This window comes from Clostridia bacterium (genome assembly GCA_026414765.1).
Taxonomy (GTDB): domain Bacteria; phylum Bacillota; class Clostridia; order Acetivibrionales; family DSM-27016; genus SKW86.
The window spans coordinates 22,501-30,762 of record JAOAIJ010000023.1 but is presented as its reverse complement, the minus strand read 5'-3'; the positions used below and the strand labels follow the sequence as shown (position 1 = coordinate 30,762).

3 protein-coding genes are annotated in these 8,262 nt (G+C 39.7%); all 3 read right to left on the bottom strand.

Annotated elements, in window-relative coordinates:
- Nucleotides 1–20: 20 nt before the first annotated feature.
- The 3 genes from fabD to N3I35_09800 are packed head-to-tail and all read right to left on the bottom strand — an operon-like array spanning nucleotide 21 to nucleotide 8,242.
- On the bottom strand, nucleotides 21–1,286 hold the full coding sequence (gene fabD / locus N3I35_09810; GenBank protein ID MCX8130381.1) for an ACP S-malonyltransferase: 1,266 nt from the start codon (nucleotides 1,284–1,286) through the stop codon (nucleotides 21–23).
- Between the two features lies 1 nt (nucleotide 1,287).
- Complete coding sequence (locus N3I35_09805; protein MCX8130380.1) at nucleotides 1,288–5,085, bottom strand: amino acid adenylation domain-containing protein; 3,798 nt, start codon at nucleotides 5,083–5,085, stop codon at nucleotides 1,288–1,290.
- Between the two features lie 7 nt (nucleotides 5,086–5,092).
- Nucleotides 5,093–8,242 (bottom strand): cyclic peptide export ABC transporter, encoded by a 3,150-nt coding sequence (locus N3I35_09800; protein MCX8130379.1) that lies wholly within the window; start codon nucleotides 8,240–8,242, stop codon nucleotides 5,093–5,095.
- Between the last annotated feature and the right edge of the window lie 20 nt (nucleotides 8,243–8,262).

The window sequence follows — 8,262 nt, the reverse complement described above, 5'->3', positions numbered from 1 at the left end:
CCCTGCTCCCCCCTGTTCTGCTATATTATTTTGAAATCAGGAAAGATGTCGCGCGTTCCCGTCTCATCCAATATTTCATTTATTCTCTCGACCTGTTCTGCAGCAGCCAATTTTTTAGTTATTAATACAGAACGCAGCATTTCAAGTGCAGCTCTCATTTCTTCAAGTGTTGGTTCTCTGTTTTCATTGTCCAGCTCGTCCTGTATCTTTTGTATTTTTTTATAGGGTTCTATTACCCCTTTCTGATATTCTTCATTATCCCAGTTTGAATTTTTGGTAGTAACGGCCGCAGTCAGGCATCGTGTAACCAGATTTACAGTACTCTTCCCTTTTATTTTGTTTATGCCGGTCTCTAAAGACAGTTTTTTCAAATCCTGCCTGTCATCATCTTTATCATAGGCATATGCTTTTATCTTAGGTGCATTTTTTTTCATAAGATTTTTTACCACTGTCTGAGGTCCTAATTCTATTGCAGCAGTTACTCCCTGGCTTTTTAAATATTCCATTGATTCCTGCCACCTTACGGCCTGGACCATCTGCTGTTTCAAACTTTCTATAATCCCGTCACTTCCGGTATAAGGCAAAGCAGTGACATTTGACATAACAGGCCATTCCAGCTTTCCATATTCGTACTTGATCAGCTCTTCTACAAACTTATCAGATGCAGGCTTCATCAGAGGACTATGGAAGGGCGCACTGACCTTGAGAGGCATTACCCTCGCTCCCAGGCCTGTCAATATGTCTCCTGCCTTGGATACTGCATTTTTGTGTCCTGAAACCACTATCTGATCTGGAGAGTTATAATTTGATACCACAACAATGCTTTCACTGTCACAAGCTTTTTTACACTCCTCTTCAACAATCTTTCTATCCAACCCAATAACAGCAGACATAGCGCCCATACTTGCAGCTGCAGCTTCCTGCATAAGCTTTCCTCTTTGCCTTACGATTTTCAGTGCATCAGAAAACCTAATGCATCCCGCGCAAGTTAAAGCAGAAAATTCTCCAAGGCTGTGTCCGGCTAAATATGCCGGTATCATGCCTGTCTCCTGCATAAAAACTCTGAAAGCTGCCACACTTGCAGTCAATAACGCAGGCTGTGTATTTTCGGTTTTTGTCAGTTCGTCAATGCTGCCCTCAAAGCATAAGTTTTTCAGATCAAAACCCAATACCTCATTTGCCTCGTTAAACGTCTGCTTTGCAGCAGCAAATTGTTCGTAAAGCGCCTTCCCCATCCCCACATATTGAGATCCCTGTCCGGGAAATAATAAAGCGATTTTTTCCATATTACATATCCCCCTTTAAATATTTTTCTGTAAGTATTTCAATCAACTCTGAATACCCGTTTATAAGTTCTTTCATGGCTTCTCTTTTTAAACGCTTGCCGTTATACTCAAGAGCGAAATATATATGTCCACCCTCTTCAAATATCTCAAGAACTATATCAAATGTATCTGTAAGACCGGTATTTCCTGCTATCAGACTCCTTTTGCAGAATAGAGGAATAACCGATACTTTTTCTTTTTCAACAACTACTCTGCTGACATCCCTTATGTTGTATTTTTTTGAATTCTCTTCAGTTTTTTGTTCTCTTCTTACTGCTGCAAACAGCTGTGTGAATCCTTCCATGGTATCTAAGTCTATACTCACAGGAGTAACTATGTTGTTTTTCTCTGTCACAGCCTGAACAGTTAAACTCTTCTCCCCGGAAAATTCCGCAAACACGTATGCATACATGGAAAGAAGAATATCACATAATTCCACGCTTTCCTTCTTTGATATCACTTCCAGTTTTTCAAGCAAATCATTGCCAAGGCTGAATCGGAATGTAGAACCTTCATTTTCCCCATACCCATTGAAGAAAAACTCTTCAGGCAATACAAGTGTTGAAACTGGCAGGCAGGTGTTTCCTGTTTCCCGGTCCTTATTGATAAAAGCCGCCTGCTTGGCTATCGTAGGGTTGGAAAAGAGGTCTGTAATTGCTACTTTTCCCGGATATACCTTTTCTATCTGTGCATGCAGCTGGACAAGAAGTATTGAGTTTCCGCCGATATCGAAGAAGTTGTCATTTATCCCTGCCCTTTCGATACCCAGTACTTTTTGCCACAGTTCCACCAGTTTCATCTCAGCTTCATTAGTTGGCGCTTTAAAATCTATCCCGCTGCTGATTGCTGCATCCGGTGCAGGCAATCCATTCCTGTTGATTTTCCCGCTGGGAGTAAGAGGCAGCTTATCCAATAGGACAAAATGTGCAGGAATCATATAGTCTGGCAACTGCTTTGCCAGGAATTCCTTCAAAGACAAGCTGTCCATGATAATGTCTGAAACAATGTACGCACATAGGTATTTGCTCCCGGAAAAATCCTCTCTTGCTATGACTACCGCTTCTTTTATCGAGCTATGAGATAAAAGTTCAGCTTCTATATCACCGAGTTCTATCCTGTACCCTCTTATTTTTACCTGATGGTCTATCCTACCTAAAAATTCAATATTCCCGTCCGGCATCCATCTTACAAGGTCACCAGTCCTATAGACTCTGCCTGACTCTGCATAAGAGCACCCGACAAATTTTTCTTGTGTCAGCTCAGGTGCATTATAGTAGCCTTTCCCCATGCCCACACCACTGATGCATAATTCTCCGGCAACCCCCACAGGCAGTAGCCTTATATCTCTGTCCACAACATATACCTGCGTATTATGAATAGGCTTTCCTATAGGCACTGTCACGCTCCCTTCGGCCAACTCGCTGTCAACAGTGTAAAATGTAGCTATATCGGTACATTCCGTAGGTCCGTATGTATTAACAATCCTTGCGTTATAATACGAAGACTTTGTCCAGGCAGTCAGTTTATTCACATTAATAGGCTCTCCCCCAAGGAAGACCCACCTCAATGATTTTAGTCGTTTGAAGCCTGTATCTTTATTGAAATCCATCAATGGATAAAACGCACTTGGAGTACAGTTTATGATTGATATGTTTTCTTTCTGGATTAACTCGGACATTTTGTTGTAATCGAAAAGCCCGGGTGAAAACAAACATAATTTACCTCCCTTTATCAGGCTGCTGTAAAGGTTTTTCTGAGCCAGATCAAAGCTTATCGGAGCTATAAGCAGGATATTATCCCTTTCACTGATTCCGAACTCCTTTGTAAACCAATTCAGCAAGTTAACAAAAGAATGGGATTTTATCATTGCACCTTTAGGATTTCCCGTTGAACCTGATGTATATATCTGATAAATCATATCATCCTGTCCCGTAATATTTAGCGGATTTTCAACAGTTTCATCCGCAGCAATGCTGCATATGCTGTCCAACATAATCACATCACAGTTCTGCATTTCATCAAAAGCAGCTTTCCGCTCAAATCCCTCTTTCACCAGAATTATGGGAGGTTTACTGTCTTCCAGCATCAGTTGGATTCTATTCATAGGGTAGTTCGGGTCAACAGGCAAATAGGCTCCCCCTGCCTTCAATATTCCCAGTATGCCGATAATCATCTCAGGTGAACGCTCCATCATTATTCCCACTAGCGTACCGGGTCTCACTCCCTTTTTCCTGAGTAATGCAGCAAGCTTATTAGCCTTTGTATTTAATTCACTGTAAGTTAGCACAGAATCTTCAAATACCAGTGCAATACTTCCCGGTGTCTTTTCTACTTGCTCTTCAAACAGTTGATGTACTGTCCTGTCCTTCGGATAGTTGGCATTTGTATTGTTAAATCCGAAAAGTATCCCTTTTTCCTCTTCACTTAACATTTCAATTTCCGTTAACTTTTTACGACTGCTCCGCACCATATCCGAAAGTATGTTTATAAAGTGCCCTGCCAGTTTATTTACGGTTTCATCCTCAAATACCCCTGTATTATATATAAATTTGATACTTATGTCGTCAAAAACAGTTACCCCTACCGTAAGGTCAAAGTTGGTCATTTCAAACATCGTATAAGCATCAATACTCATGATATTATCCTTCTTGCCTAGCATTTCATCAAGCGGATAGTTGCTGAGTACAATTATCGAATCGAATAATCCTTCCCTGCTGCTGCTTTTGCTGTAAGATTTTATATCAGTTAAAGGGGTGTATTCAAACTCTTCCCTTTCCTTCAACATACTGCCTATCCTTTTCAGAAAGCTCAGAATATCTTCATCATCAACCTCTGTAACTCTCAAAGGAATAGTATTTATGAACAACCCTATCATTTCCTCTATCCCTCTTATATGGGGTGTTCTTCCCGACACAGTTGTTCCGAAAACGACATCACCTGTATTACTATACCTTTGCAGCAGTATTCCCCATGCACAATAAAGTAAATTTGCAACCGTAAGCTGGTTTTCTCTTACAAACGCCCTGATTTCATTTGTCAGTTCACTTTGCAGAGTGTGAGTGAAGTTTCCCGGACTGCTGATTCGTTCCTTGTTTATTGAATAAGAAGGAAGCTGTGTTTTAGCCTCAAACCCGGCCATATATTTTGTCCAGTAGTCTCTTTGTCCTTCCTTATCCTGTCTTTGATACCATCGTATGAATTCCTTGTATTTTGTCTTCACCTGTTTGATCGGTTCATTGAAGTTTGCAAAATCTTTATATGCAGATAAAAATTCTTTCAGTATTATACCCGTGCTCCATCCGTCATATATAATATGGTGATTGCTGATAATCATCTCGTATTCATGCTCGTCAAGCCGGCACATCTTTATCCGGAATGTGCATACATCTATCCTGATCTTTTCCTTTCTGTCCTTTGCCCTGATTTCATCTATTGCTTTACGCCTGTCCTCAGATTCAAACTCACGGAGATCATATTCTATGAAAGGTATTTCCTGTTTCTTCAAGACAATCTGAACCGGTTTTTCCATCGCCTCCCACCGGAATACAGTCCTCAACATTTCATTTGTTTCAACAACAAAATTCCATGCTTTCTTTACTCTCTCCATGCTTATATCCCCTGTAAGTCTCAAGCTGAGCTGTTCAAAATATTGCTCGCTCTCAGGCTCATTCAGGTAGTGAAAAAGCATGCCTTCCTGCAAAGGCGTTAGTGCTAATATATCTTCTACATTTTGTCTGTCTAACTTTTTGGCCTCCGGCATAAATAATCTACTCCTCTGTCTCTTCCATGTTTTTGGCTCTGGAGTTTACCCAGCTATCAGCAATCTTTCCTGATTCCATCTTGATAAATTTGTCTGCGGTATCAAAATACAAATCGTCATGGGTTATGGCTATAATACATTTTCCCCTGTCTTTCATGTCAGGCAGCAATTTTTGATAAAAGAATTTTCTGAATTCGGGATCTTGGTCTGCCGCCCATTCATCAAACAAGTAGTACGGACGGTCATCCAGATAGCTTATCAATAATGCGAGCCTCTTTTTCTGGCCTGTAGAAAGCTTTATAGTACTAAACTCCCCATTCTCTATCCTTACCTTTTTGTCAAGCTGCAGAATCTCAAGATATTTTTGTATATCACTGTCCACATGTTTATGGTCAATACCGTACAGCTTGTCAAACAGGTAGAAATCACTGAAAACAACAGAGAAATACTGTCCAAGCTCCCGGGATTCAATCTCCTTGCCATTTACCAGTATCTTGCCTTCATCAGGCGTATATAAACCCGTAATTAATTTTGACAAAGTTGACTTTCCACTCCCGTTCCCTCCGGCTACAAATACTACTTCGCCGGGGCAAAACCTGTAATCTATGGGACCTACCGTAAACTCCCTGTCATCACTGCCTTTGTAGCTATACTTAACACCACATAACTCAACACTTAAAACATTTCTGTCAGGTATCTCTGAAATTATCTTTTGTCTGTCTACCTCAAACAGAGATATTTCACCAATAACCTCATTTATTCTGTTCCAACTGATCCGTATCTGGAGTATATTGGGAATGAGGTTTAAAATACCATGAAAAGGTCCTGTCATATACAATAGGACAAAAACATAGCTACTAAGGGTTGTTTTGTAAATATTGTCGAATACGACAGGAAAAATAAATACAACTGCACCGATTACCAAGGTAAACATGAGTTCCCCAAGAACAAAGACATTTGCAAATTTCATATCTCCCTGTATGCGTTTGTCTCTGTATGATGTACAGCTCTCTTCCATATCAGATTTAAAATCTCTCCGTCTTGCATCATGCAGGTATAGCTCCTTGAATCCCGAAGTTAAATCATTTATAAACTTGAAAAAAACATTTTGTATGCTTCTGGTATGCTCCCATATTTTGTTTGCCGACCTGCCTATAGCAAAATACATTCCTCCCGTGATTACTATGACAAGTATAGAAAGAAGCAGTCCGTAGAAACTGATAATCCCAAGGTAAATAAAACAGCATATGAACGTTACGAAGCTGGTAACACCGGTAATTACTACATTTGCAAATCCGCTTATCATTTCAGTGTCGTTATTCAGGCAGGCATGCAGCTTGCCGTCACCCACAGCTTCCAGTTTACTATAGTCTGCTTTCAGAACTTTACTGATAAGCTCGATTCTTTTTTCAAATACCATATTATTAGTAATGGATATTAATCTTGTGCGTATCAGCCTCTGTCCATAAATATAAACCACAATTCCTAACAGGAAGTATAGAGGCAGACCATTTGCCAGACTATCGTCACGTCTGATAGCTTCATTAATAATAAATATTATGAAAGCATTTCCGAATCCGCTTGCTATACTGAGAAAAACAAGTGTAAAGAATGACTTTTCATCTACTTTAGGAAAGAATGATGTAATAATAAAATACAGGTAAAAGACTAGTACGCCTGCCAGTATGGCAAGGACAGCTGCAGGTATGCTTACAGGCGCCCAAACACTTAGAAATTTCCAGTTAAGCCCGTCAAACATTACTCTTGGTAAATGGTACAGTGAAAGAACAAATGCCGCTACAAACAGCATTGATAAGAAAAATCCCGCAATCCCCTTCTTACCTTTATTAGTAAATTTTCTTTGCTTTCTTGCAATTTGAACGAGAGCAAGTATTATCAAATATATGGTCGTGAGTAAAAACGGCACAGCAGCACATATAACTGCAAAGCATATTATATCCATGCTCCGGTATTGATCCGACTGCTCTACAGGCTTTTTCCCCATAATGATATCAATAATGCCCTGACCTGCCATCCGGGTGTAATCAGTGTTCATATTGGCAAGAACAGCTATACCCAGCTTCTCTCCGGGTCTGAATGCTATAAATGAGGAGAAATTAGGATTGTTGCCTGTGTGTGAGTATTCCCCTTTTCCGCTCTGGTAGAAATACCATCCCGCAGTATAGACGGAACCTTTCATCCCAGGGTAGACAGTCCGGTCTGCAACATGTGATTCTTTAATAATACTTTTACTGAATGTCGAGGTTTCATCTGTTCCAAGCTGTATACCAAGCCATTTACAGACATCTTCAATATTAGAAATTGCATAACCTGCAGGAGTATTGCCGCGATAAACTGGTGCACTATATTCTATTGGTCTTGCAAAACTGATTTTATAGCCTTTTGACAATTCCTGCACTGGCAGCTCACGTCTGGACATATAAGTGTGATTAAGTCCTAAAGGCTTAAGAACATTGGTTTTTACATAATTTTCAAAACTTTGTCCTGATACTTTCTGAATAATCAAACCAAGTACATCATAATTAATAGTAGCATATAAGAATTCTTCACCCGGATAATGATGCAATTCTTTACCGACCAAAGTGGCAGCCGTATCTTCCAGTGCATTGTCTCCATCACCTTCAGGTATATTTCCTATGCTTTCATAGGGAATACCACTTGTATGATATAGAAGCTGCCTGAGAGTTATATTGACCTCTTTGCCTTTATACCTCGCACTAAACCATGGAATGTATTTATTTATATTATCATCTAATTGTATTAACCCTTTTTCCTTTAGATCAAGGACAGCAAGTGCAGTAAATGCTTTAGTAGTCGATCCCAATTCAAATAAAGTATCGGAAGTAACTGGCCGCTTTTCTTTCAAATCAGCATATCCGAAATTCTTTTTATATACAGGCTTTCCTTCCTTTACTATAGCAACCGATAAACCCGGTATCTTGCCGGCTTTCATTTGTTTTTTGATAAATGATTCCACTTCTTCTATCTTAAGCGGTAATAAGCCACTACCATCTGAAGGAGTTTTATAGGAAACTTCTTTATTATTAATCCCTTCTGAAAATGTTGCTATCGGAGTCACTGATAATAAAACAATACTTACCAGGATTGAAATACAAATTCTTAAATATTTCCTCACAATCAAATTCCCCTTTAATC